Origin of the sequence: Kitasatospora sp. NPDC098663, from assembly GCF_044760075.1 — a bacterium.
Lineage (GTDB): Bacteria > Actinomycetota > Actinomycetes > Streptomycetales > Streptomycetaceae > Kitasatospora.
Genome location: NZ_JBIWAP010000004.1, coordinates 220,264 through 246,172 on the forward strand (window position 1 = coordinate 220,264; position 25,909 = coordinate 246,172).

Below are 25,909 nucleotides of genomic sequence, written 5' to 3' on the forward strand. Positions count from 1 at the left end.
AATCAGATGGCAGGGGATCACCCTACGCCGGGGGCAGGCGAAGCGCCGGGCAGCGGCCCGCAGGACAATCGGGGCGTCTCGTTCGGGCGCCCGCCCGGTGGCGTGGACCCGGCCGCCGTGGCGGACCAGGTGACACAGCTCGACGGCGCGGCGATCCCGGGCCCGGCCTCGCCCGCCGGGCCGCCGCCGGCCCAGCCGCCGGCTCCGCCCGCGCAGCCGCCCCTCCAGCCGCCCGCCGCCGGTGCCGGCTACCAGCCGCCCGTCCAGCCGCCCGCCGCCGGTGCCGGCTACCAGCCGTACGCGCCCACCGCGGCCGGCTTCCCCGGCCAGGCCCCGCCGCCACCGCCCGGTGCGCCGGTCGGCCCGTACGACCCGATGCCCGGTGGCGCCTACGGTGCGCCGGACGGCGGGCAGGCCTACGGCGCCGGCTACGGATACCCGCAGCAGCAGCCCGGGTACTACCCGGGTGCGCCGCTGCCCCCCGCGCCCAAGCAGCGCAACCCCGTGATGCTGTGGGGCGGGATCATCGGCGGCGTCCTGGCGATCGCCATCGTCGCCGGGCTGGTCGTGCTCCTCAAGGGCAACGACCCCGACCCCACGCCGAACGCCGGCTCCGGCGGCACCACCGCGTCCGGCGGCGCCACTTCCGGAGGCACCGTCACCAACGCCCCGACCGCCGACAGCACCGGCGGCAGCACCAGCGGTGGCAACACCGGCGGGGCCGGCTACAACATCGCCTGGAACGCCCCCAAGGCCGCCAACGCGGACAGCGGCTCGCAGCTGCTCGGCATCTGGGGCGGCGACAAGGTCGCGGTGCGCGCCGACAGCACCGGCATCCGGGCGTTCAACACCTCCGACGGCAAGGAGGCCTGGAACATCCCGGTCCCGGACGGCAGCAAGGAGGTGTGCACCGCCTCCTACTCGGCCAACTCGAAGAACATCGCCGCCGTCTCCTTCAACACCGGTGACAGCGACTGCTCCACCATCGGCGCCGTCGACGTCAGCCAGGGCAAGCTGCTCTGGAGCGTCAAGGTCTCCACCGACCGGATGTCCTCGCCGACGCTCAGCGTCACCGACAAGGTGGTCGCCATCGGCGGCAACGTGGTCGGCGGCCTGAACATCGACAACGGCTCGGCCGCCTGGCAGTTCCAGCCGCGCGACAAGAACTGCAGCCTCTACGGCCGCGCGGCCGGCAGCCAGATCGCCGTCAGCGACCGCTGCTACGGCGGCTCCGGCCCGAAGTCGCAGCTGGTCATCGTGGACGCCGACAGCGGCAAGGCCGCCAGCACGCCGATCACCCTCACCGGCAGCATCGAGCGGATCGACAAGGTCGTCCAGGACCAGCCGCTGGTGCTGCTGATGAGCAGCGGCCCGAACGGCGACTACATCCTGCCGTTCGACAAGAGCAACAAGCCCGGCACCCAGATGTCGGTCAAGGAGCCCGGCGCGGACAGCCTGCGGCTGTCCGGCCAGTCCGACGCCTACAGCCAGAACGTGGTCAGCGGCACCACCCTGTACGCCCAGATCACCGGCGCCAAGTCGGCCGTCAACGCGTACGACCTGACCACCGGCAAGCGGATCTGGTCCGCCGCCAGCGCCACGTCCAGCCAGGACATCCGGCTGGTGTCCGGCACCGACAAGGACGGCAAGGTCCGCGCCATCGTCAGCCAGGGCTACAACAAGCCCGCCCGGCTGGTGACGCTCTCGCCGGCCGACGGCTCGATGACCGACCTCGGCACCATGGCCATGCCCAACGGCCTCGACATCGGGATGAGCATGTCCGAGTACGTCATCTCCACCGACGGCGGAGCCGTGTACGCCTTCCGCCGCGGCAGCTCCGACGCGCCGCTGACCAAGTGGAAGAAGTGACGGCGGGGCGCTGAGCACTCCTCGGACACGGGCCCTCGGGGCTCGTCCTGGCGGGGCGGGAACGGGCGATCTGCCCGAACCCGCCCCGCCTGCGATTTTTCCGGGAGCCCGTCCGTTGGGTCATGGGAGGATTCGCCCCATCAGCCTGACGAAGGAGTGCAGCGAGTGCCCGGCACCAACCTGACCCGCGAGGAGGCCCGCACCCGGGCCGACCTCCTCCACGTGGACGCGTACGACATCGAGCTCGACCTGAGTTCGGCCCGCGAAGGAGGCACCTTCCGGTCCACCACCGTGGTCCGGTTCACGGCCACGACCCCCGGCGCGGACACGTTCATCGACCTCGTCGCGCCGAGCGTCGAGGAGATCACCCTCAACGGCGCGCCGCTCGACCCGGAGAGCTTCGCCGACAGCCGGATCCCGCTGCCGAACCTGGCCGCCGAGAACGAGCTGCGCGTCGTCGCCAACTGCGCCTACACCAACACCGGTGAGGGCCTGCACCGGTTCGTCGACCCGGTCGACGGCGAGACCTACCTGTACACCCAGTTCGAGGTGCCGGACGCCCGCCGCGTCTTCGCCTCCTTCGAACAGCCCGACCTGAAGGCCGCGTTCGCGTTCACCGTGACCGCCCCCACCGGCTGGGTCGTGGTCTCCAACTCGCCCACCCCGACCCCGGTCGGCGAGGGCGCCTCGCAGGTCTGGACGTTCGAGCCCACCGGCCGGATCTCCAGCTACATCACCGCGCTCGTCGCCGGCCCGTACGTCGGGGTCTTCGACACCTACGAGAACGGCGACCAGAAGGTGCCGCTGGGCGTCTACTGCCGCCCCTCGCTGCGCGAGTTCCTGGACGCCGAGGACATCTTCGCCGTCACCAAGCAGGGCTTCGACTACTTCCAGGAGAAGTTCGACTTCCCCTACCCGTTCGCCAAGTACGACCAGCTGTTCGTCCCGGAGTTCAACGCCGGCGCGATGGAGAACGCGGGCGCCGTCACCCTGCGCGACCAGTACGTGTTCCGCTCCAAGGTCACCGACGCCGCCTACGAGGCCCGCGCGGCGACGATCCTGCACGAGCTCGCCCACATGTGGTTCGGCGACCTCGTCACCATGGAGTGGTGGAACGACCTCTGGCTCAACGAGTCCTTCGCCACCTTCGCCGAGGCCGTCTGCCAGGCCGAGGCCCCCGGCTCCAAGTGGCCGCACTCCTGGACCACGTTCGCCAACCAGATGAAGACCTGGGCCTACCGGCAGGACCAACTGCCCTCCACCCACCCGATCATGGCGGACATCAACGACCTGGAGGACGTCCAGGTCAACTTCGACGGCATCACCTACGCCAAGGGCGCCTCGGTGCTCAAGCAGCTGGTGGCGTACGTCGGCCAGGACGCCTTCTTCCAGGGCGTGCAGGCCTACTTCAAGCGCCACGCCTGGGGCAACACCCGGCTCACCGACCTGCTCGGGGCGCTGGAGGAGGCCAGCGGCCGCGACCTGCGGACCTGGTCCCAGGCCTGGCTGGAGACCGCCGGCATCAACGTGCTGCGGCCCGCCATCACGCTGAACACCGACGGCGAGATCGAGTCCTTCGCCGTCCTCCAGGAGGCCCCCGCGCTGCCCGCCGGCGCCAAGGGCGAGGCCGTGCTGCGCCCGCACCGCATCGCCATCGGCCTGTACGAGCTCGCCGACGGCGCGCTGGTGCGCACCGACCGGATCGAGCTCGACGTCGACGGCCCGCGCACCGAGGTGCCCGAGCTCGTCGGCCGGCACCGCCCGGCCGTCGTGCTGCTCAACGACGACGACCTCTCGTACGCCAAGATCCGGCTCGACGAGGACTCGATGGCCGTCGTCACCGAGCACCTCGGCGGCTTCACCGAGTCGCTGCCGCGCGCCCTGTGCTGGGCCTCCGCCTGGGACATGACCCGCGACGGCGAACTCGCCGCCCGCGACTACCTGGCGCTCGCCCTCTCCGGCATCGGGCGGGAGAGCGACATCGGCGTCGTGCAGTCCGTGCAGCGCCAGGTGCGGCTCGCCCTCGACGCCTACACCGACCCCGACTGGCGCGAGCAGGGCCTCGCCCAGTGGGCCGCCGCCGCCGAGGAGCACCTGCGCGCCGCCGAGCCCGGCAGCGACCACCAGCTCTCCTGGGCCCGCACCCTCGCCTCCGTCGCCCGCACCGACGGGCAGCTCGGCCTGCTCGCCGGCCTGCTCGACGGCACCGCCGAGATCAAGGGCCTCGCCGTCGACACCGAGCTGCGCTGGACCCTGCTCACCCGGCTCTGCGCCACCGGGCGCGCCGACGAGGCCGCCGTGACGGCCGAGCTGGCCCGCGACAACACCGCGGCCGGCCAGGAGCACGCCGCCACCTGCCGCGCCGCCCGGCCCACCGCCGAGGCCAAGGCCGAGGCCTGGACCGCCGTCGTCGAGTCGGACACCCTCACCAACTACGTCCAGGAAGCGACCATCGCGGGCTTCCAGCAGTCCGACCAGCAGGAACTGCTCGCGCCGTACGCGGCCAAGTACTTCGCCGCCGTCAAGGAGGTCTGGGAGACCCGCAGCCACGAGATCTCGCAGCAGATCATCGGCGGGCTGTACCCGGCGCTGCAGGTCACGCAGGCCACCGTGGACGCGACCGACGCGTGGCTGGCCGAGGCCGAGCCCGCACCGGCGCTGCGGCGCCAGGTCGTCGAGGCCCGGGCCGGGATCGAGCGCGCGCTCAAGGCCCAGGCGGTCGACCGGGCGGCGGGCGCCGGCCGCTGACCTGCCGAGGCGCCCGGCGGGGTCCCGGTCGGGGCCCCGGTCGGGCGCCGTTGGGCGCCGTCGGGCGCCGTTGGGCCCCGGTCGGGCGCCGTTGGGCGCCGTTGGGCGCCGTCGGGCGCCGTCGGGCGCCGTCAAGGTGCTGGAAACGCCTGAAGGGGCACCGGAGATCTCCGGTGCCCCTTCGGGGTCGTGCAGGTCCTGGTGGACGCGGTGGTTACTTCTTCTTGCCCTTGCCCTTGCCGTACGGCAGGCCCGCGAGGGCGGCGATGATCACGAAGGCGGCGATCGGGATCAGCACGTACAGGCCGATGGTCTGGCCGACGCTCAGGCCAGGACCCGGGTCGTCGCCGTCGTCCCTGGTGAGGGCCATGGCGGGCGACGACAGCAGCATCATCAGCGTGACCGTTGCGGAGACCGCGCCGGCTCGCAAAGCGTTCCTCTTGTCCACGTTTCCAACTTACCCGCCGCTTATGACCCCCCGCGCGCCGGGGTCGGCCTTCCGGAAGGGGGCCGTCCGCGGTGCCGGGATCAGGCGGCGGGGCCGCACGGCGGGGTCAGACGGCGGGGTGGGCGCCGGGCGGGGCCAGCAGGTGGGCGAGCAGGCGGGCGGCCGGGGCGGCGGCCAGCCGGTCGAGGGTGACCGGGTCACCGGCGCCGTCGGCGACCGGCAGGCGCCAGTTCGGGTACTGGTCCCAGGTGCCGGGCAGGTTCTGCGGGCGCGGATCGCCGACCAGGTCCGGCAGCCAGACGCCGACCAGCTCCGCCGGGGTCGCGCGCAGGAAGCGGTACAGCACCGGCATCGACAGCGGCTCGCCCGGCGCGAGCAGCCCGCGCGCGGTCAGCTCGGCCCGCCAGTCCGCCAGCTCGGCCACCGCCTCCTCCTGCTCCTCGCCCAGCGGACGGGCCAGCAGCCCGAGCCGGTGCCGCAGCTCGACGTGCTCGCCGGAGAGCCGGGCGGCGGTGCTCGGCAGGTCGTGGGTGGTGAGGGTGGCCAGGCAGCCCGGGCGCCAGCGGTCCGGGGCGAGGATCCCCCCCGCCCCCTGCCAGTCCCGCTCGAACCAGAGCACGGAGGTGCCGAGGATCCCGCGCGCCGCCAGCTCCTCCCGGACGCCCGGCTCCACCGTGCCCAGGTCCTCGCCGATCACCGCCGTCCCGGCCCGGTGCGCCTCCAGGGCCAGCACGCCGAGCATCGCCTCGGCGTCGTAGCGGACGTACGCGCCCTCGGTCGGCGGGTGGCCGTCCGGCACCCACCAGAGCCGGAACAGGCCCATCACGTGGTCGATCCGGACCGCGCCCGCGTGCCGGGCCGCCGTACGCAGCAGCTCCGCGTACGGGGTGTAGCCGGCCGCCGCCAGCGCGTCCGGGCGCCAGGGCGGCAGGCCCCAGTCCTGGCCGTGGGCGTTGAAGGCGTCCGGCGGGGCGCCGACGGAGATGCCGCCGGCCAGCACGTCCTGGAGCGCCCAGGCGTCCGCGCCGTCCGGGTGGACGCCGACGGCCAGGTCGTGGATCAGGCCGACCGGCATGCCGGCCTGCCGGGCCGCGCCCTGGGCCTCCGCGAGCTGCTGGTCGACCTGCCAGGCGAGCCAGCGGTGGAACTCGACCCGGTCGGCGAGCTCCCGGGAGGCGCGCCCCACCTGTGGGCCGTCCGGGTGACGCAGCCCCTTCGGCCAGCCGTGCCAGTCGGCGCCGTGCACCTCGGCGAGCGCGTTCCACAGTGCGTTCCGGCGCAGCCAGTCGCCCTCGCGGCGCTGGTAGGCCTCGTACGCGGCCTGGCGGCCTGGGCCGCGCGGCACCTCGTGCAGCAGTTCCAGCGCCTCGCGCTTGAGCGCCCAGACGGCGTCCCGGTCGATCAGGCCGTCGTGCCCCAGCACCTCGTCGCGCAGCCGGGCGGCCCGGCGGCCCAGCTCCTCCGCCTCGGCGCGCTGGTCACCCGTCAGATAGGCGTACTCGGGGACGGCCTCGACCCGCAAGTGCACCGGATCGGCGAAGCGGCGGGAGGAGGGGCGGTACGGGGACGGGTCGGTCGGGGCGGCCGGGGCGGCGGGCAACGCCTGGTGCAGCGGGTTGATCTGGACGAAGCCCGCACCGAGGCCGGCGCCCGCCCACTGGGCCAGCTCGGCGAGGTCGCCGAGGTCGCCCATGCCCCAGGAGCGGTCGGACAGGACGGAGTACAGCTGGGCGAGGAAGCCCCAGCTGTAGCCGGGCAGCGGGGGCAGCTTCTCCGGTGCGACGATCAGCGCCGCCTGGGCCTTGCCCTCGCCGCACTCCGCCCTGAGCACGTGCCGCCCGAGCGGCAGGTCCGGCGGCAGCCAGTGCGAGTGGCCGCGCGGCAGCTCCCACACCCCGCCGTCCTCCAGCTCCACGTGCAGCCGCGCGTCGGCCGGCACGTCCAGCGCCGTCCGCCGCCCTCGACGGACCACCACGCAGGGCGGCAGCAACCTGGCCTGCTGCGCGGCCCGGTGACGCTCCAGCGCCTCGCGCGCCTGCTCCGGCGTCCCCGCCGCCACCCCCAGGGCCGCCAGCACCGCGACCAGCGTGCGCGCCCCCACGGTCACACCCCCCGGCCCGGGGTTCCGGGTGTCCACCCCGTACGCCTGCGCCAGCGCCACCAGTTCGGGCGGTGGCGGCGGCGCGTCCTGGCTCGGCACCCTCAGCCCGTCGGCTCCGTCACGGTCGAGATAAGCGGCCACTCGCGGCTCCTGCGATGTCTCGGCAACGCCTGGTCAGGACGACCACAGTCCTACCCGGGTGACGGCCCGACGACGCTGCGCGACACGACCGCGCGGGTGGATCGGCCTGTCGGCCGGGCGCTGCCGCGGCCCCGGACCGAATTCTCGAACCGGGGCAGACCGGGTATAGCGGGCGGCCGCGTTGACACCGGGTTGGGTAGCTGGTGGGGTTGCGGCGATGTGGTCCAGGCCTGGCGAGGAGGCTCCTGTGGAAGCCCGAGTGTCCGTTGTGGCCGGGCGGCGGCTGCGGCAGCGGTTGGAGCGGAGTGCGGCGTTGCGGGAGGTGCTGTACCACCCGGCGGCGCTGGCGGCGCGGCGGGCCACGGCGCGGACGTGCCGTCAACTGGCGCCCAGGGCGGCGGATCGGCTGATCGCCGGCCTCAAGGGGACGGAACCGCTGCTGGCGTCGGGGCGGGCGGAGCGGGCCCGGCGGGCGGCGGGGCGGCCGGGGCGGCGGACCCTGCAGATCGCGGCGGGGGTCGCGGCGGCGGCGGTGGTCGGCGGACTGCTGGCCGGGCCGATGCCGTCGGCGGCGTACGCGGCGTCGGCGGGGCCGGACGTGGTGAGCAGCGCGCCGCAGACGCCGCTGGGGAGCATGACGAACCCGCAGGTGTTCCCGCGGCCGCAGGAGCAGACGGTGGCCGGCAAGCCGGTCGCGGTGCCGGCCGCGGTGACGCTGGTGCCGGCGCCGGACGCGGACCTCGGGGCGTTGGACGCCGTCCGGGAGGTGCTGGAGATCGCCGGGGCGACGACCGTCACCCCGCAGCCGGACGTCGACGCGCCGGCCGCCGGGTCGCTGGTGGTGTACGTCGGCGGACCGGCCGAGGCCGCCGACGGCGGGACGGACCGGGCGCTGCGCGCGCTGTCCGCCGCGGCCGGTGGCAAGGACGGCGCCGCCCCCTCGACCGCGGGCATGCCGGCCGGCGGGTACGTGCTGTCGGCCGGTCAGCTGCCGGCCAGGGGCGGCGGGACGTACGGCGCGGTGGTGCTGGCGGGCGCGGACGCGACGGGCACCTTCTACGCCGCGCAGAGCCTGCGCCAGCTGCTCGCCGCCGTCCCGGCCGGGCAGGGGCAGGCGCCGGGCGCCGCCGGGCTGGGCCTGCCCGGGATCACGCTGCGGGACTGGCCGAGCGGCGCGCCGGTGCGCGGCACCGCGGAGGCGTTCTACGGCAGCCCGTGGACCGCGCAGCAGCAGCTCGACCAGGTGGAGTTCCTCGCCCGCTCCAAGCAGAACTTCTACCTCTACGCCCCCGGTGACGACCCGTTCCGGCTCTCCCGCTGGCGCGATGCCTACCCCGCCGCCCAGGCCGACGAGCTGCGCGAACTGGGCGCCGCGGCCCGGCGCAACCACGTCACGCTCGGCTACGCGATCGACCCGGGGCAGTCCCTCTGCTTCAGCTCCGGCAAGGACGTGAACGCGCTGGTGGCCAAGCTGGACGGGCTGCGCAAGCTCGGCTTCACCGCCTTCCAGCTCCAGTTCCTGGATGTCAGCTACGACGAGTGGCACTGCGGCGACGACCGCGGCACCTACGGCACCGGCCCGGCCGCGGCCGCCAAGGCGCAGGCCGCGCTGGTGACCAAGGTGCGGGACCGGCTGATCGCGCGCAACCCGGGCCTGGCGCCGCTGTCCGTGGTGCCCACCGAGTACCACAAGCAGGGCGTCACGCCGTACCGCAAGGCGCTGGCCGCGGCGCTGCCGGACGGCGTGCAGGTGGCCTGGAGCGGGGGCGGGGTGATCCCGGAGAAGATCACCGGCGCCCAGGCCGCCGAGACCGGCGACCTGTACGGCCACCCGCTGGTCACCATGGACAACTACCCGGTCAACGACGCCAGCCCGGACCGGCTCTTCCTCGGTGCCTACACCGGGCGCGAACCGGAGGTGGCCACCCGCTCGGCGGTGATGCTCACCGGTGCCATGCAGCAGCCGGTGGCCTCCCGGATCGCCCTCGCCACGGCCGGCGACTTCGCCTGGAACCCGGCCGGCTACCGGCCGGAGGACTCCTGGCAGGCCGCGGTGCGCTCGCTCGCCGGCCCGACCGGCGCCGGCGGCACGCCCGCCGGCACCGCCCTGTCCGCGGTCACCGCGCTGGCCGGCAACAGCTCCTCCTCGCCGCTGTCCAAGCAGGAGTCCGGCTACCTGACGCCGCTGCTCGACCGGTTCTGGGCCGCCGCCGAGCCCACCTCGGGCACCGCGTCGGACCTCGCCAAGCTGATAGAGGCCGCCGCGCCCCTGCGGGACGCCTTCGCCGCGATGGCCACCGCCCAGCAGACCCTCACCGGCACCCAGGCCACCGCCCAGCTCGCCGCCGAGGCCGCGCCCTGGCTCGCCCCTCTGCACGACTACGGGCTGGCCGGGCAGTCCGCGCTGGACATGCTGCTGGCCCAGCACGGCGGCGACGGCGCGGCCGCCTGGAAGGCCCGGGTGGAGCTCAACCGGCTGCGCGAGCAGCTCGCGCAGAGCCCGGCCACGATCGGCGCGGGCGTGCTCGACCCGTTCCTGGAGCGGGCCGTCGGGGCCGCCGACAACTGGGCCGGGGTGGCCGGCGGCGGGATCACCCCGACCACCACCATGGGCACCGCGCACGACCACCTGCCGGCGCTGATGACCGACGGCGCGGCCGACACGTTCTACTGGAGCTCCGCTCCCCCGCAGCCCGGCGACGCGGTCGGCGTCGACCTCGGTGGCGGGCGCCCGGTCGGCGCCGTCACCGTGCTGATGGGCTCCTGGGGCAACGGGCCGGACGGCCGGAGCGCGGTCGACGACTACCTCCACGACGGCGTGCTGGAGTACAGCACCGGCGAGGGCGGCTGGAAGCAGCTCGCCGTGGTCAAGAACCAGAAGTCGGTCAGCGCCAAGCTGCCGGCCGGCTCGGTGGTGCGGGCCGTGCGGCTGCGGGCCACCGCCGCCCAGAAGACCGCCGTCGCGGTGCGCGAGTTCAGCGTCACCGCGCCCGACGACGCCCCCGCCAGCGTCACCGGCGGACCCGCCGCGCTGCCCGGCTCCTCGGCGTCCGCGGTGCTGGACGGCAACCCGGACACCGCGTACCGGGCCGCCAAGCCGCCCACCGCGCAGGACGAGCCGCTCACCGTCGAACTGGGCGCCGCCCGCCCGCTCGACCGGCTCACCGTGCTCACCGACCCCGGCGTGCACGCCACCGCCACCGTCTCGGTGCGCCGCTCGGACGGCGGCTGGACGGACATCGGCACCGTGCAGCCCGGCTACAACGAGCTGCCGGCCGGCGGGCAGGCCGCCGACGCGTTCCGGCTGACCTGGAAGCCGGGCGGCGACCCGCCGGTGGTCAACCAGGTGATCCCCTGGTACGCGGACGTCCCGGCGGCCCGGCTCAGCCTGTCCGACCCGACCCTGGACGTGGTGACCGGCGCCGCCGCGCCCGCCCAGGTCCGGGCCACCGTCGAGGCCGGCCGGCCCGAGGGGACCAGCGGCGAGCTGCACACCGAGGTGCCGCCCGAGGCCAAGGGACTGACCGTGACCCCGGCGGCCGGGGTGACCGTGCCGCGCGGCGGCCGCATCGGCGTGCCGCTGCTGGTCAGCGCCGCTCCCGGGACGCCGTTCGGGACGTACCAGGTGCCGGTGCAGTTCGTGGCCGGCGCCACCACCGTGAAGCAGGTGCTCCAGGTGCACGTGGTGCCGCCGACCAGCGGTCCGGACCTGGCGCTCCGCGCGAAGGCCACCTCCTCGGGCGACGAGACGCCGGACTTCCCCGCCTCGGCGGTCACCGACGGTGACCCGAAGACCCGCTGGTCCTCCCCCGCCAAGGACGACGCCTGGGTGCAGCTGGAACTGCCGCAGGCGACCCACCTGGGCGCGGCGGTGCTGCACTGGCAGGCCGCGTACGCCGCCGCCTACCGGCTCCAGGTCTCGGCGGACGGCACCACCTGGACCGACGCGGCGACGGTGGACAACGGCAAGGGCGGCGACGAGACCGTGCGCTTCGACGCGCCGGGCGCCCGGTTCCTCCGGGTGCAGGGCGTGGCCCGGGCCAACAAGTACGGCTACTCGCTGTGGGGCGTCGAGCTGTACGCCGTCACCCCGCCCGCCCCGGCGCAGCCGCCGACCGTCCCCCCGGCCCAGCCGGGCGGCGGCGCCACCACCGCGCCCACGGCCCCGCCGACGGCCCCGACCGCTCCGAGCGCCCTGGCCACGCCCCCGGCGGGCGGGACTCCGGGCGGTACGACGGGCGGTACGACGGGCGGTACGACAGGTGGGACGACGGGCGGGACAGCGCCGCCGAAGCAGTAGCCGCCGCGCCCCCACCGGACAACGCGGCGGGCCGCCGTGCTCCCCGGTGGGGGGCGCGGCGGCCCATGAGGCGTACCGACGGTATGACGGGCTGGCCCTTGTGGAGCGGGGTCAGGCGGAGAGCGGTTCGGGCTGCTCACCGCGGTGGACGGGGGCGGAGTGGGCCGAGTGCGCCCGCCCGAGCGGGACGGGGAGGCCCTGCTCGGTATGGTCGAGGTGCTCGTACTCGCCCCACTGCGGGGCGCGCAGCTGGTCGGAGCCGCCGTACGGCTCCAGGTAGGGGCGCCAGCGCGGGTCCTTGATGCCGGTGCCGATGATCCGCCAGGCGAGGCCGCTGGGCGGGGCCGGTGGGCGCTTCATCCGCCAGCCGAGTTCGGTGAGGTGGCGGTCGGCCTTGGTGTGGTTGCAGCGGCGGCAGGCCGCCACCACGTTGTCCCACCGGTGCTGGCCGCCCCGGCTGCGCGGGATGACGTGGTCGACGCTGGTGGCGGCGGCCCCGCAGTAGACGCAGCGGCCGTGGTCACGGGCGAACAGCGCCCGGCGGGTGAGCGGGACGGGCCCGCAGAACGGGACCCGGACGAAGCGGGTCAGGCGGACGACGGACGGCGCCGGAAGGGCGCTGGTGGCGCTGTGCAGAGTGACTTCCGAGTCCTCCAGGCTGACCGCCTTGTGGTTGAGGACGAGGATGAGTGCGCGGCGCATCGATACGACGCCGAGTGGCTCGTAGGACGCGTTGAGGACCAGGACATGCGGCACGGATGCCTCCTTGGACGCCTGCGGCGCGTGGCTCGCGCCGGGACGAGCGGTTGGATCGCACAACTGGTGCGCGATCTCCCCCAGTGTCGCCTTACGCCTTTGTACGGCGCCACCACTCCTGTGTAACGGACCTGGTGTGAACTTCGGGTGTGGCTTCTGTCATAGCCGGTATGCCCTGGGGAAGGTCGGGTTGCACCCGGGTGCCCTCGGGGTGCCGCCCGTGGCCCTCCCGGGGGAGCGCTCGGCCGGTCGGAGCAGCGGCCGCCCCCGTCGTCCGGGGGAGCGCACCGGTGCGCTGACGGGGCGTTCGTGTTGCTTCGTACGCCCTTCGGCGTGTCCGGTCGGGTGTTCGGCGCCGGTTAGGCTGAGGCGGACGGTCCGCGGGCCGCGTGCCGCGGCGCGGGCCCGCCACCCCCCCCTTGCAGGAAGGCCCGCACGTGTTCCGCTCCGGCGCCACCGGTATCGCCGACGCGTCCTCGACGCTCTCCACTCCGACACCGGCGCCGAGCCCGACCGCGCCGCAGCTGCCGCAGCTGGACCTGAGAATCCCGACCAGCGCGCAGGAGGTCAGCGACACCACCAAGCAGGCCGCCAGCTGGTTCGACACGCACTGGCAGGGCTGGCTGGCCGGCGGGGTGCGGATCGTCTTCATCGTGCTGCTGGCCCTGGTGCTGCGCGCCGTGGTGCGCAAGCTGATCACCCAGCTGATCACGCGGATGGCGCGCTCGCACGACCACCACGAGGAGAGCCGGCTCGGCGGGCTGCTGGCCAACACCGGGGTGGTGAACCCGGAGCGGCGCCAGCAGCGGTCGGAGGCGATCGGCTCGGTGCTGCGCAGCGTGGCGTCGTTCTCCATCCTGGGCACGGCCGCGCTGATGGTGCTGTCCGCGCTGGGCGTGAACCTGGCGCCGCTGCTGGCCAGCGCCGGTGTGGCCGGTGTGGCGATCGGTTTCGGCGCCCGCAACCTGGTGACGGACTTCCTCTCCGGGGTCTTCATGATCATGGAGGACCAGTACGGCGTCGGCGACGAGATCGACACCGGGGTGGCCGCCGGCACGGTGCTGGAGGTCGGGCTGCGGGTGACCAAGCTGCGCGGGGCCAACGGCGAGATCTGGTACATCCGCAACGGCGAGGTGAAGCGGATCGCCAACATGAGCCAGGGCTGGTCGACCGCCTCGGTGGACGTGCAGGTCGGGTACAAGGAGGACCTGCTGCGGGTCGAGGACCTGATCCAGGAGACGGCCGAGGCGCTGTCCAAGGAGTCGCCGTACGACGAACTGGTCTGGGCGCCGGTGTCCGTCCTGGGCGTGGAGTCGGTCGCGGCGGACTCGGTGATGGTGCGGATCGAGGCGCGCACCGCGCCGGGCAAGGCGCCGGCGGTGTCCCGGGCGCTGCGCCAGCGCCTGAAGACGGCCTTCGACCAGGCCGGGATCAAGGTCAAGGAGGAGGCCGAGCCGGTGGCCGCCGCGGCGACGGCGGCCCCGGCCACCGGGGTGGTGATCTCCCCCGCGACCGAACCGGCACCGCCGTCCGCACTGTCCGACCCGACCTCGCCCCGGTACCGGGCGACCGAGCCGATACCGGCGCCGAGGCCGGCCGACGACCTCGCCAAGCCGTAGGCCCCCAGGCCCGGCAGCACGAAGCCCCGTTCCCAAGACCCTTGGGAACGGGGCTTCGTGCTGCCCGGTAACGCTTCGGCATCCTCCGGGCCGCGGACCATTGACACCCCGCTGACGGGGCCCGTACGGTCCTTCCCAAGCGACTGGAAACTTTCCTAACAGTTCGGCTCCCCGAACCGGCGGGTTCACCCTCGTCGCTCCCCCCACCAGCCGGAAGAGGAGGATTTCGCGCGTGACCAAGACCACCGCCAAGGCCCCCCTCGCCGGCACCCCCAGCCTGCTGCGCGCCATCAACGACCGCGCCGCCCTCGAACTGCTGCTGGAGAACGGCCCGCTCTCCCGCACCCAGATCGGCACCCTGACCGGCCTCTCCAAGCCCACCGCCTCCCAGCTGCTGGCCCGCCTGGAGGCGGCCGGGCTGGTCCTGCCGGTCGGCACCACCGCCGGCGGCCCCGGCCCCAACGCGCAGCTGTACGAGGTGAATCCGGCCGCCGGCCACGTCGCCGGGCTGGACGTCACCAACAGCGAGATCAGGGTCGCCGTCGCCGACATCACCGGCTCCACGCTGGCCGAACACGCCGTGCCGACCAAGGGCGTGCCGGCCGCCGAGACCGTCGCCAAGGTCGCCGCCGCCGTCGCCGAGACCGTCCGCGCCGCCGGACTGGCCGCGGGCAGCCTGCGCACCGCCGCGATCGGCGTCGGCGGCGCCCCCGACCCGGTCACCGGCAAGCTGCGCTACGCCTCCCACCTGCCCGGCTGGCACTCGCCGCGGCTGGTCGAGGAGCTGTCCGAGGCGATCGGCGCGCCCGTGTCGATCGAGAACGACGTGAACCTCGCCGCCGTCGCCGAACAGGCCTCCGGCGCGGCGCGGGGCTCCGAGGACTTCGTCCTGCTCTGGGCCGGTGCGGGCACCGGCGCCGCGATCGTCATCGCCGGCCGGCTGCACCGCGGCTTCACCGGCGGCGCCGGGGAGGTCGGCTACATGCCGGTGCCCGGCTCACCGGTCGCGCGGGACGTGCGCCGCCGCAAGTTCGGCGGGTTCCAGGAACTGGTCGGCACACCCGCCGTCCGGGTCCTGGCCCGCGAGCACGGGCTCGGCGCGCCCACCGCCGAGGACTCGATCGCCAAGGCCCTGGAGACCCCGGGCGCCGGCGACGCCTTCCTCGTCGAACTGGCCGGCCGGCTCGCCGTCGGACTGGCCGCGATCGTCGCCGTCGTCGACCCCCAGCTGGTGGTCCTCTCCGGCGCGGTGCCCACCGCGGGCGGCGAACGCCTGCGCGCCCTCGTCGAGGACGAACTGGCCAGGCTCTCCATCGCCCGGCCCGAGGTCCGCAGCAGTGCCCTGTCCGGCTCGCCCGTCCTGCTCGGCGCCCTGCAACGCGCGCTGGCGGACGCCCGCGAGGCGGTCTTCTCCACCCACTGACAGCCGCCCAACTGACAGCCGCCCCACTGACAGCCACCCACTGACAGCCACCCACCGACGTTCACCGACGCCCACCCGCCGACGCTCCCCGGTCGCCCGTCACCCCGCACGCACCCTGCACCCACCTCTCCCAACCCCCGAACGCGGGCCCCGAGGCAATGACGCCTGCCCGCGCACCCCCAGGAGGACCTCGAAGTGCACTCCACCACCTCCCGCAGAGGCCGTCGCACGATCGCCGCCGTCACCGGCACCGCCGTCCTGGCCCTGCTCGCCACCGCCTGCACCGGCAGCAGCGAGAGCAGCGGCGACGACTCGGCCAGCGGCAAGGACGTCACCATCACCTTCTGGCACGGCTGGAGCCAGGACAACGAGGTGAAGGCGATCAACGACAACATCGCCGCCTTCGAGAAGGCCCACCCCAACATCCACGTCAAGGCCGTGGACAACATCGCGGACGACAAGGTCAACCAGGCCCTGCGGGCCGGCGGCGACGACGCGCCGGACGTGGTCTCCTCCTTCTCCACCAACAACGTCGGCATGTTCTGTTCGACCAAGGCGTTCACCGACCTCAAGCCGCTGCTGCAGAAGAGCGGCATCGACCCGGTCAAGACCTTCCCGGCCGCGATGCTCAACTACACGCAGTTCCAGGGCAACCAGTGCTCGCTGCCGCTGCTCGGCGACGCCTACGGCCTCTACTACAACAAGAAGGCCTTCGCCGACGCGGGCATCGCCAACCCGCCGAAGACCTTCAGCGAGTTCGCCGAGGACGCCAAGAAGCTGACCCTCGCGGACGGCGACGGCTACAAGCAGCTCGGCTTCATGCCGCTGTACCACGGCTACGAGTCGACCACCGAGCACTTCCTGGGCCAGTACGGCCCGACCTACTTCGGCGCCGACGGCAAGTCGAACATCGCCACCGACCCGAAGGTCGCCGCGATGCTCAAGTGGCAGAAGGGCATGGTCGACCAGCTCGGCGGCTACACCAAGCTGGAGAAGTACCGCGCCACCTTCGGCGAGGAGTTCAGCGCCAAGAACCCCTTCCTCACCGGCCAGGTCGCGATGGCCATCGACGGCGAGTGGCGCACCGCCGCCCTCGCCGACACCAAGCCCGACTTCGACTGGGCCACCGCCGCGTTCCCCGTCCCGGACGACCAGGCCGACACCTACGGCCGCGGCTACCAGACCGGCACCATCGTCGGCATCGCCAGCAGCAGCAAGAAGCAGGCCGCGGCCTGGGAGCTGGTCAAGTACCTGACCACCGACACCGACGCGGTGGTCAGCTTCGCCAACGCGATCCACAACGTGCCCAGCACCTTCGACGCGCTCAACTCGCCGAAGCTGACGAGCGACCCGAACTTCAAGACCTTCATCGACGTCGCCAAGAACCAGTACTCGGGCACCACCCCGGCGGCCGTCAACGGCAGCGGCTTCATCTCCTCCCTGCAGAACCTCGGCTACGACTACGAGTCCGGCAAGCAGCCCGATCTCTCGGCCGGCCTCGCGGCCACCGCCAAGGAGATCGACGCCGCCATCGCCCAGGCGAAGTAGCGGAAACGGTCCACGGAGCTCCCATGTCACTCGCGTTCGGCACCCGCAAGGGCACCGGATCGACCGACCCGGCGGCGCCCTCCACGCAGCACCTGCTGCGCCGGAAGCGCCGCCGGGAGGCGGCCCGCAACCTCGCCTTCCTCTCCCCCTGGCTGATCGGCTTCGGCGTCTTCTTCCTGTACCCGCTGATCTCCACCGTCTACTTCTCCTTCACCAAGTACAACGGCTTCGGCGCCCCCTCCTTCAGCGGCCTGAAGAACTGGGACTACGTCTTCAACGACCTCCCGGCGTTCTGGCAGGGCCTGCGCAACACCGTGTGGCTGGTCTTCATCATGGTGAGCCTGCGGGTCGCCTTCGGCCTCGGCATCGGCCTGCTCATCACCAAGGTCAAGACCGGCGTCGGCTTCTTCCGCACCGCGTTCTACCTGCCGTACCTGGCACCGCCGGTGGCCGCCACCGTCGCCTTCGCGTTCCTGCTCAACCCCGGCACCGGCCCGGTCAACCACTTCCTCGGTGAGATCGGCCTCCCGCAGCCCGGCTGGTTCGCCAGCGCCGACTGGTCCAAGCCCGCGCTCACCATGCTCGCCATGTGGGGCATCGGCGACCTGATGGTCATCTTCATGGCCTCGCTGCTCGACGTCCCCAAGGAGCAGTACGAGGCCGCCGAACTGGACGGCGCCGGCCCCTTCCAGCGGTTCCGGTACGTCACGCTGCCGAACATCTCGCCGATCATCATGTTCGCCGTGGTCACCGGCGTCATCCAGACCATGCAGTACTACACCCAGGCGATCGTCGCCGGGAAGGTCGCCGGCGGCATCGCGGGCAACTCCGGCCAGCAGTTCGAGCCCGGCTTCCCGCAGGGCTCCACCTGGACCCTGCCGCAGATGGTCTACAACCTCGGCTTCCAGCGCTTCAACTACGGCGCGGCGTGCGTCGTCGCCCTGGTGCTGTTCGCCATCTCGATGGCCGTCACCTCGCTCCTGCTCCGCCGCAAGTCCGGCTTCATGGCGAGCGACGACTAGTCCGTGTGCTGCGGACCCAGCGGACCGATGAGGACCCGAACATGACTCTCAGCTCCACACTCACCAAGGCGCCCGCCCCGGCCGGCACCTCCCGCGCCTCCGGCCCGGCCGCCCGGGCGGCCCGCCGCCGCGCGATGCTCAACTGGGTGGCCGTGCACTCGCTGGCCATCGCCGCCGCCCTGTTCTTCCTGCTGCCGTTCGTCTTCGCCTTCCTCACCTCGGTGATGACCGACCAGCAGGCGCTCACCACCGACTACTGGCCCACCTCCTGGCAGTGGGGCAACTACGGCAAGGTCTGGGACACCCCCGGCTTCCTCACCTGGTGGCGCAACACCCTGCTCTACGCGGGCCTCGGCACCGTGCTGACCATCGTCTCCAGCCTGCCGGTCGCCTACGCGCTCGCCAAGTTCCGCTTCCGGGGCCGCAACCTGGCGCTGATGGCCGTCATCGCCATGATGATGCTCCCGCCGCAGGTCACCATCATCCCGATGTACCTGTTCTGGGCCAAGCAGCTCGGCCTCGGCGGCTCGCTCTGGCCGCTCATCATCCCGATGGCCTTCGGCGACGCGTTCTCGATCTTCCTGCTGCGTCAGTTCCTGCTGACCATCCCCAAGGAGTACATCGAGGCCGCCAGGATCGACGGCTGCGGCGACCTGCGCACCCTGCTGAAGGTCGTGCTGCCGATGGCCAAGCCGGCCATCGCCGCCGTCGCCCTGTTCCAGTTCTTCTACTGCTGGAACGACTACTTCGGCCCGCAGATCTACGCCAGCAACAACCACGAGGCCTGGACGCTCTCGTACGGCCTGGAGTCGTTCAAGGGCGCCCACCACACCAACTGGAACCTCACCATGGCCGCCACCCTCCTCGTGATGGCACCGGTGATCGTCCTCTTCTTCTTCGCACAGAAGGCCTTCATCGAAGGCGTGACACTGACAGGGGTCAAGGGCTGATGTCCGCACTGAAGTTGGCAATCGTCGGCGGCGGTTCGACGTACACCCCGGAGCTGATCGACGGCTTCGCCCGGCTCCGCGACACCCTGCCGATCGGCGAGCTGGTGCTCATCGACCCGGCCGCCGACCGGCTGGAGCTGATCGGCGGGCTCGCCCGGCGGATCTTCGCCAAGCAGGGGCACGGCGCCGTCGTCACCACCACCGTCGACGTCGAGGCCGGTGTCGCCGACGCCGACGCCGTGCTGCTGCAACTGCGCGTCGGCGGGCAGGCCGCCCGCAACCGGGACGAGACCTGGCCGCTGGAGTGCGGCTGCGTCGGCCAGGAGACCACCGGTGCCGGCGGCCTCGCCAAGGCGCTGCGCACCGTCCCGGTCGTCCTCGACATCGCCGAGAAGGTCCGGCGCGCCAACCCGGACGCCTGGATCGTCGACTTCACCAACCCCGTCGGCATCGTCACCCGCGCGCTGCGCAACGCCGGCCACAAGGCCGTCGGCCTGTGCAACGTCGCCATCGGCTTCCAGCGCAAGTTCGCGACCCACCTCGGCGTCGACCCGGAGCTGGTCCGGCTCGACCACGTCGGCCTCAACCACCTCACCTGGGAGCGCGGCGTCACCCTGCTCGACGCCCCGGGATCGGCGACCGGCCGGGAGGTGCTGCCGGAGCTGCTCGCCGCGCACGGCAAGGCGATCGCCGAGGACCTGCACCTGCCGCAGCCCGTCATCGAGCGGCTCGGCGTCGTGCCGTCCTACTACCTGCGCTACTTCTACCAGCACGACGCCGTCGTCGAGGAACTCAAGGTGCAGGGCTCGCGGGCCGCCCAGGTCGCCGAGATCGAGCGGCAACTGCTGGAGATGTACGCCGACCCGGCCCTCGACACCAAGCCGGAACTCCTCGGCCAGCGCGGCGGCGCGTTCTACTCCGAGGCGGCGGTCCAGCTGATCGCCGCGCTGCTCGGCACCGGCGGCGGGACGTCCGTGCAGGTCGTCAACGCGCCGAACAACGGCGTGCTGCCGTTCCTGCCCGACGACGCCGTCATCGAGGTCCCGGCCGAGGTCGACGCGAACGGCGTCCGGCCGCTCCCCCAGCGGCCCGTCGAGCCGCTGTACGCCGGCCTCATCGCCGCCGTCACCGCGTACGAGCACCTCGCCCTCGACGCCGCCCTGCACGGCGGCCGCGACCGGGTCTTCGACGCCCTGCTCGCCCACCCGCTGGTCGGCCAGCTCGAACTCGCCGACCAGCTCACCGACCGGCTGCTCGCCCACAACCGCGAGCACCTCGCCTGGGCCTGACGGCCCGGGGCCCGGCTTCGCACCCGGGCCCCGTCCGGAAAGCGGCCCGGCCCGCGATATGAGGGTGTCGCGGGCCGGGCACTGCGAGGAGACCGATCACCCCCGGCCGGGGACAACGCCACGGCCGGGCCACGTACGAGCCGCGGGGACCTGATGACCCACCAGCCCGAACCGACCCTGCCAGGCGTCCTCGCCATCGACGCCGGCAACTCCAAGACCGACGTCGCCCTGATCGGCGCCGACGGCACCGTCCGCGGCACCGCCCGCGGCGGCGGCTTCGCACCCCAGAAGATCGGCGGCGCCGCCGCCGTCGCCGGCCTCGCCCCGCTCGTCGAGCAGGCCGCCGCCGCGGCCGGCCACCCCGCCTGGAGCGGCGTCCTCACCAGCCACGTCAGCGCCTGCCTGGCCAACGCCGACCTGCCCGTCGAGGAGGAGGCCCTGCGCGCCGCGCTGGAATCCCACCCCTGGGGCGCCAGCAACACCGTCGTCAACGACACCTTCGGCCTGCTGCGGGCCGGCACCGACGGCCCGCGCGGCGTCGCCGTCGTCTGCGGCGCCGGCATCAACTGCGTGGGCCTGCTGCCCGACGGCCGCACCGCCCGCTTCCCCGCCCTCGGTGAGCTCACCGGCGACTGGGGCGGCGGCGGGGGCCTGGCCGTCACCAGCATGTGGCACGCCGTCCGCCACGAGGACGGCCGCGGCGGCCCCACCGGGCTCTCCCGCGCCATCGCCGAGCACTTCGGCCTGCCCAGCGCCGGCGCCGTCGCCGAGGCCGTCCACCTCGGGCACCTGCCGACCAGCCGGCTGCACGAGATCGTCCGGGTGCTGTTCGCCGTCGCGGAGCAGGGCGACGAGGTCGCCCTGGGGCTGGTCGACCGCCAGGCCGACGAGATCGTCCGCCTCGCCGTCGTCGCCCTGCGGCGGCTGGAACTGCTCGACGCGCCCACCCCGCTGGTGCTCGGCGGCGGCGTGCTCGCCTCCCGGCAGCCGCTGCTGCTCGACAACCTGACCGCCCGTCTGGCCGAGGCCGCGCCGCTCGCCGAACCGCGGGTCGTCGTCGCGCCGCCCGTCCTGGGCGCGGCGCTGCTCGGACTCGACCACCTCGGGGCGGGCCCCGCGGCCCAGGCCCGGCTGCGCGAGGCGTACGAGGCGCAACGGCCCGTCGCCGCCTGACCGTTACGCCGCCCCCAAGACTCCCGCCGCCGCCGGATCCGCACATCCGGCGGCGGCGGGAACCACAGCCCGTGCACCAGTCGTGTACCTGAGTGACGAGTTCCGCCGCTGTCCGGGGAGACTAGTGCCATGGCCGTGCCCCGAACCCTCCTCGCCGCGCTGCTCTGCTGCACCGCCGCAGCCGCCCTCGCCGCCTGCACTCCCGCCGACTCCGCGCCCACCGTCGCCGCCGCCTCCGCCGCCGCCCTCGCCGACGGGGCGTACGACGACGAGGACGACCTGCTGGACGACGACCTCGCCGACCCCGAGCCCAGCATGGACAGCTCCCCCGCCCCCACCGCCGACTGCGCCACCCCGACCCCGACCGAACGCCCCGGACACACCGTCCTGGTGGTCCTCGCCACCGACGACGGCGACGTCACCGCCCAGCCCGCCCGCTACTCCTGCGACGAGGCCCGCTACGAGGGGACGGGGACACCGGCCCGCTACGGCTTCGCGACCGCCGGGGTCGAGGCCACGCTCGTCGACCGCCCGAACGAGAACCCGACCAGAACCGTCCGGCTGGAGGACGTGCTCGGGCACCTGGAGGACTGCCTGGCCGAGCACGAACCCGATCCGCCGTACAGGTGCTACGGCAACGTGTACGACGTGGTGCTGGACTCGCACGGGCGGATCATGCGGATCGGGGAGCTGGTCGAATCCTGATCCGGCCCTGATCCGGCCCTGATCCGGCCCTGATCCGGCCGTGGACCGGCCGTGGACCGGCTGGGCTCAGGACGGGGCGACGAGGCCGAACTCGTAGGCCTGGATGACCAGGTGGACCCGGTCCCGGGCGTCCAGCTTGGTGAACAGCCGGGCCACGTGCGCCTTGGCGGTGGCCACGCTGATGGTCAGCTCCTCGGCGATCTCGCCGTTGGACAGCCCGCGGCCGACCAGCGTCAGCACCTCGCGCTCGCGCTCGGTGATGCCGTCGACCGTCGCCCGGCCGGACCGGGCGGCGGCGGGCTGCGGGCGGGCGGCGAACTCGCCGATCAGCCGGCGGGTGATGCTCGGCGCGATCAGGGCGTCCCCGGCGGCGACCACCCGGACGCCGTCGAGGATGGTCTCCAGGGCGAGGTCCTTGACCAGGAAGCCGGCCGCCCCGGCCCGCAGCGCGCCGTACACGTAGTCGTCGTCGTCGAAGGTGGTGAGGACGAGGACGTGGGTCGGCAGGCCGGGGTCGGCGGTGATCCGGCGGGTGGCCTCGATGCCGTCCATGCCGGGCATCCGGATGTCCATCACGGCGACGTCGGGGCGCAGCCGGCCGACGAGTTCCACCGCCTCGGCGCCGTTGCCGGCCTCGCCGACGACCTCCAGGTCCGGGGTGTCGGCGATGAGCACGCGCAGACCGGTGCGGATGAGCGGCTGGTCGTCGACCAGGACGACACGGATCACGGGGAGACCTCCACGGGGAGCGGCAGTCGGGCGGCGACCTGGAAGCCGCCCGCGGGGCGCGGGCCGGCGCTGAACTCGCCGTGCAGCAGGCCGACCCGCTCGCGCATGCCGGCGATGCCGTAACCGGAGCCGGCGGACGGCCCGGCGGCGCCGGCGCCGAGGTCGACGACGGTGACGGCGACCTCCTCGGGGCCGTAGTCGACGGTGACCAGGCAGTCCTGGGTGCCGGAGTGCCGGACCACGTTGGTGACCGCCTCCTGCACGATGCGGTAGGCGGCGAGGTCCACCTCGGGCGGCAGCGGGCGGGGCTCGCCGAGGCGGGTGAGCGCGACCCGCACGCCCGCGCCGGCCGTCTGCTCGACCAGTCGGTCCAACTCGCCCAGCCCCGGTGCGACCTCCATCGGCGCGGACTCCGGTTCGCCCTGGCGCAGCGCGCCGAGCATCCGGCGCAGCCCGGCCAGGGTCTCCCGGCTGGTCGCCTCGATGGCGTTCAGCGCGTTGCGGGTCTCGACGGGCTGGGTGTCCATGACCCGGCTGCCCATCCCGGCCTGGATCGCGATGATGCCGATGCTGTGGGCGACCATGTCGTGCAACTCGCGGGCGATCCGCAGCCGTTCGGCGGTGATCGCCTGCTCGGTGGCGCGGCTGCGCAGCGCCTCGGCGTGCACGCGGTTCTGCCGGACGGTGTTGCCGACCAGCCAGGCGATCGCGGCGGTCGAGGCGAACGCGGCCTGGGCGACGAAGTCGGTGTGGTAGTCGTTCGCCACCCGCCAGACCGCCAGGGCGGCCACCAGGGCGACCGGCATCGCGGCGGCGCACAGCGACACGGCCCGGGAGCGGGTGGCCGTGCAGTAGCCGATCGCCGCCTCGGCGAGCAGCAGTTGCACCACGGCCGTCTCCTGGATTCGCATGCCGATCGTGAACGCGCACGCGGCCAGCGGGATCGCCACCGCCAGCAGCGGGAGGCGGACCAGCAGCGACGCCATCAGGGTCGTGACCGCCGCGGTGACCAGCAACGGCATGTCCTCGAAGTTGCCGTTGTAGCGGAACAGGTGGGCCAGCTCGTCGCTGCGCTGGAAGCCGCGGAACGTGATGACGGCCACCCAGAACGCCGCCACCCAGACGCCCGGCGGCACGCGCCTGAACAGGGGCGGACGAGGGTTGGTGATCATCGCCCGATGGTAGCGGCGGCCCCTGCGGCGGCACATCGGCCCGCGGGCGTAATCCCCCGGGCCAGTGCGGCGGCCGCCGGTTGTGGCCCGCGGCCCGATGCCCGGCCGGGGCCCCGGACGGCACCGTTGCCTCCGTGATCGAGATCGAGCGACTGACCAAGCGGTACGGCGCCACCACGGCCGTCGACCAGTTGACCTTCACCGTCCGGCCGGGCACCGTCACCGGTTTCCTCGGCCCCAACGGCGCCGGCAAGTCCACCACGCTGCGGATGATCCTGGGGCTGCACACCCCGACCGAGGGGTCCGTCACCGTGGACGGCGTGCCCTTCGCGGACCGGCCGCGCGGACTGCGCCACGTCGGCGCCCTGCTCGACGCCCAGGACGTGCACGGCGGGCGCAGCGCCCGGGCCCACCTGTCGGCGCTCGCCCGCGGCAACCGCATCCCGCTCCGGCGGGTGGACGAGGTGCTCGCCGAGGTCGGCCTCGGCAAGGCCGCCGGGCGCCGGATCGGCGGCTACTCGCTGGGCATGAAGCAGCGGCTCGGCATCGCCGGCGCGCTGCTCGGCGACCCGCCGGTGCTGCTGTTCGACGAGCCGCTCAACGGCCTCGACCCGGAGGGCGTGCTGTGGGTGCGCGGCCTGTTCCGCCGCCTCGCCGGGGAGGGGCGGACGGTCTTCGTCTCCAGCCACATGATGGCCGAGATGGAGCACACCGCCGACCGGCTGGTGGTGATCGGCCGGGGCCGGCTGATCGCGGACGAGAGCCTGGCGGAGTTCTCCGCCCGCGACGCCGTCACCAGCGTGGCCGTCCGGACGCCCGAACTGCCCTCGCTCGCCGAGGTGTTGCGGGCCGAAGGGGCGGCCGTGCGGCAGGAGCCGGACGGGGCGGTGGTGACCGGGCTGCCCGCCGCCCGGATCGGCGAACTCGCCCTGCGGCACGGCCTGGTGCTGCACGAGCTCGCCACCCGCACCTCGTCCCTGGAGTCGGCGTTCATGTCGCTGACCGCCGACAGCGTCGAATACCTGGCAGGAGATGCCCGATGAGTACCGCCGCCCTCGCCCCCGCCCGCCCCCGCACCCGCCCGGCCGAGCCGCGGCCCCGGTTCGGCGACCTGCTCGCCGCCGAGTGGATCAAACTGCGTTCGCTGCGGTCCACGTACTGGGTGCTGGCGCTGGCCTCGCTGGCCGCGATCGTGGTCAACCTGAACGCCGTCCACACCGACCTGACCTACATCGACCACCCCCGCCCGCCGGTGCCCGGCTTCCCGCCGTACCGGTACGACCCGCTGTACCACGGCCTCAGCAGCATCTCCGGCGCCCTGATGGCCGTCGCGGCCGGCAGCCTCGGCGCGATCACCGTGTTCGGCGAGTACACCACCGGCATGATCCGCACCACCTTCGCCGCCGTGCCCGACCGGCGGGGCGTGGCCGTGGCCAAGGTGGTGCTGATCGCCGGCCTCACCTCGCTCGCCGGGGCGGTGGTGTCCGCGGTGTCCTTCTTCGGTAGCAACGCCATGCTGGCCTCCCGGCACGTCGGGCTCTCCATCACCGACGAGGGCTGCCTGCGGGCCGTCCTCGGCTACGCGGCGCTCGTGCCCGTCTGCGCGCTGATCGGGATGGCCCTCGGCGCCCTGCTGCGGCACGCCACCGCTTCGATCGTCTCGCTGGTCATGCTGCTGTTCATCGTGCCGATGCTGTTCGGCGGCGACCGCTACCGCTGGCTGAAGGAGATCGGCAACCACCTGCCGCTCGCCGCCGAGGGGAGGCTGACGATCAACCCCGACTCCTCGACGACGATGGGCAAGTACGCGCCGAGCGTGCTCGACTCCTGGATCACCCTGGGCGCCTGGGCGGCCGTCGCGCTGACGGCGACGGTGGTCCTGATGCGGCGGCGGGACGTCTGAGCCCGACGCAAGC

General features: G+C 73.7%; 18 protein-coding genes. 13 read left to right on the plus strand and 5 right to left on the minus strand.

Going from position 1 to position 25,909, the window contains the following annotated elements; genetic code table 11:
* The first annotated feature begins 129 nt into the window (after positions 1-129).
* Together ACIQVZ_RS06310 and pepN are read left to right on the plus strand one after the other, a co-directional pair.
* Entirely contained in the window at positions 130-1,869 is a 1,740-nt protein-coding gene (locus ACIQVZ_RS06310; protein ID WP_402447578.1) for a PQQ-binding-like beta-propeller repeat protein, read from the plus strand.
* 165 nt (positions 1,870-2,034) lie between these two features.
* Positions 2,035-4,617 (plus strand): aminopeptidase N, encoded by a 2,583-nt coding sequence (gene pepN, locus ACIQVZ_RS06315; RefSeq protein WP_350884727.1) that lies wholly within the window; start codon positions 2,035-2,037, stop codon positions 4,615-4,617.
* Positions 4,618-4,831: 214 nt separating this feature from the next.
* On the opposite strand, the gene ACIQVZ_RS06320 is transcribed toward pepN, so the two are convergent.
* Positions 4,832-5,065 carry a hypothetical protein gene (locus ACIQVZ_RS06320; RefSeq protein ID WP_079135908.1) on the minus strand — a complete coding sequence of 78 codons (234 nt, stop codon included), beginning with the start codon at positions 5,063-5,065 and terminating at the stop codon, positions 4,832-4,834.
* 106 nt (positions 5,066-5,171) lie between these two features.
* Entirely contained in the window at positions 5,172-7,307 is a 2,136-nt protein-coding gene (gene malQ, locus ACIQVZ_RS06325; protein WP_402447580.1) for a 4-alpha-glucanotransferase, read from the minus strand.
* A 259-nt stretch (positions 7,308-7,566) separates the two neighbouring features.
* Here malQ and ACIQVZ_RS06330 point away from each other — a divergent pair, with 259 nt between their 5' ends.
* On the plus strand, positions 7,567-11,607 hold the full coding sequence (locus ACIQVZ_RS06330) for a beta-N-acetylglucosaminidase domain-containing protein (protein ID WP_402447582.1): 4,041 nt from the start codon (positions 7,567-7,569) through the stop codon (positions 11,605-11,607).
* Between the two features lie 111 nt (positions 11,608-11,718).
* Here ACIQVZ_RS06330 and ACIQVZ_RS06335 read toward each other — a convergent pair whose 3' ends face one another.
* Positions 11,719-12,363, minus strand: a complete 645-nt coding sequence (locus ACIQVZ_RS06335) for an HNH endonuclease (protein WP_350884737.1) — start codon at positions 12,361-12,363, stop codon at positions 11,719-11,721.
* Between the two features lie 437 nt (positions 12,364-12,800).
* On the opposite strand from ACIQVZ_RS06335, the gene ACIQVZ_RS06340 reads away from it, so the two are divergent.
* The 8 genes from ACIQVZ_RS06340 (at position 12,801) to ACIQVZ_RS06375 (ending at position 22,092) form a co-directional block, all read left to right on the plus strand.
* Entirely contained in the window at positions 12,801-13,982 is a 1,182-nt protein-coding gene (locus ACIQVZ_RS06340; RefSeq protein ID WP_350884739.1) for a mechanosensitive ion channel family protein, read from the plus strand.
* A gap of 232 nt (positions 13,983-14,214) precedes the next feature.
* A complete protein-coding gene (locus tag ACIQVZ_RS06345) occupies positions 14,215-15,405 on the plus strand; it encodes an ROK family transcriptional regulator (RefSeq protein WP_402447585.1) in 1,191 nt (396 codons plus the stop codon).
* Between the two features lie 195 nt (positions 15,406-15,600).
* Positions 15,601-16,953: an ABC transporter substrate-binding protein gene (locus ACIQVZ_RS06350; RefSeq protein WP_350884762.1), complete on the plus strand. Its 1,353-nt coding sequence runs from the start codon at positions 15,601-15,603 to the stop codon at positions 16,951-16,953.
* 23 nt (positions 16,954-16,976) lie between these two features.
* Entirely contained in the window at positions 16,977-17,975 is a 999-nt protein-coding gene (locus ACIQVZ_RS06355) for a sugar ABC transporter permease (RefSeq protein WP_350884764.1), read from the plus strand.
* Positions 17,976-18,016: 41 nt separating this feature from the next.
* Entirely contained in the window at positions 18,017-18,925 is a 909-nt protein-coding gene (locus ACIQVZ_RS06360; protein WP_350884767.1) for a carbohydrate ABC transporter permease, read from the plus strand.
* Positions 18,926-18,933: 8 nt separating this feature from the next.
* A complete protein-coding gene (locus ACIQVZ_RS06365) occupies positions 18,934-20,214 on the plus strand; it encodes a 6-phospho-beta-glucosidase (RefSeq protein ID WP_350884827.1) in 1,281 nt (426 codons plus the stop codon).
* A gap of 153 nt (positions 20,215-20,367) precedes the next feature.
* Positions 20,368-21,387 carry a BadF/BadG/BcrA/BcrD ATPase family protein gene (locus ACIQVZ_RS06370; RefSeq protein ID WP_350884769.1) on the plus strand — a complete coding sequence of 340 codons (1,020 nt, stop codon included), beginning with the start codon at positions 20,368-20,370 and terminating at the stop codon, positions 21,385-21,387.
* 129 nt (positions 21,388-21,516) lie between these two features.
* Positions 21,517-22,092, plus strand: coding sequence for a hypothetical protein (locus ACIQVZ_RS06375; protein WP_402447588.1), 576 nt, complete (start codon positions 21,517-21,519; stop codon positions 22,090-22,092).
* Positions 22,093-22,158: 66 nt separating this feature from the next.
* On the opposite strand, the gene ACIQVZ_RS06380 is transcribed toward ACIQVZ_RS06375, so the two are convergent.
* Positions 22,159-22,821: a response regulator transcription factor gene (locus ACIQVZ_RS06380; protein WP_350884773.1), complete on the minus strand. Its 663-nt coding sequence runs from the start codon at positions 22,819-22,821 to the stop codon at positions 22,159-22,161.
* Complete coding sequence (locus tag ACIQVZ_RS06385; protein ID WP_402447590.1) at positions 22,818-23,993, minus strand: sensor histidine kinase; 1,176 nt, start codon at positions 23,991-23,993, stop codon at positions 22,818-22,820. The genes ACIQVZ_RS06380 and ACIQVZ_RS06385 overlap by 4 nt, the downstream gene beginning before the upstream one ends.
* Positions 23,994-24,127: 134 nt before the next feature.
* Between ACIQVZ_RS06385 and ACIQVZ_RS06390 the strand changes: the two genes are divergently transcribed.
* On the plus strand, positions 24,128-25,036 hold the full coding sequence (locus tag ACIQVZ_RS06390; protein ID WP_402447592.1) for an ABC transporter ATP-binding protein: 909 nt from the start codon (positions 24,128-24,130) through the stop codon (positions 25,034-25,036).
* Positions 25,033-25,896 carry an ABC transporter permease gene (locus tag ACIQVZ_RS06395; RefSeq protein WP_402447594.1) on the plus strand — a complete coding sequence of 288 codons (864 nt, stop codon included), beginning with the start codon at positions 25,033-25,035 and terminating at the stop codon, positions 25,894-25,896. The genes ACIQVZ_RS06390 and ACIQVZ_RS06395 overlap by 4 nt, the downstream gene beginning before the upstream one ends.
* Positions 25,897-25,909: the final 13 nt, after the last annotated feature.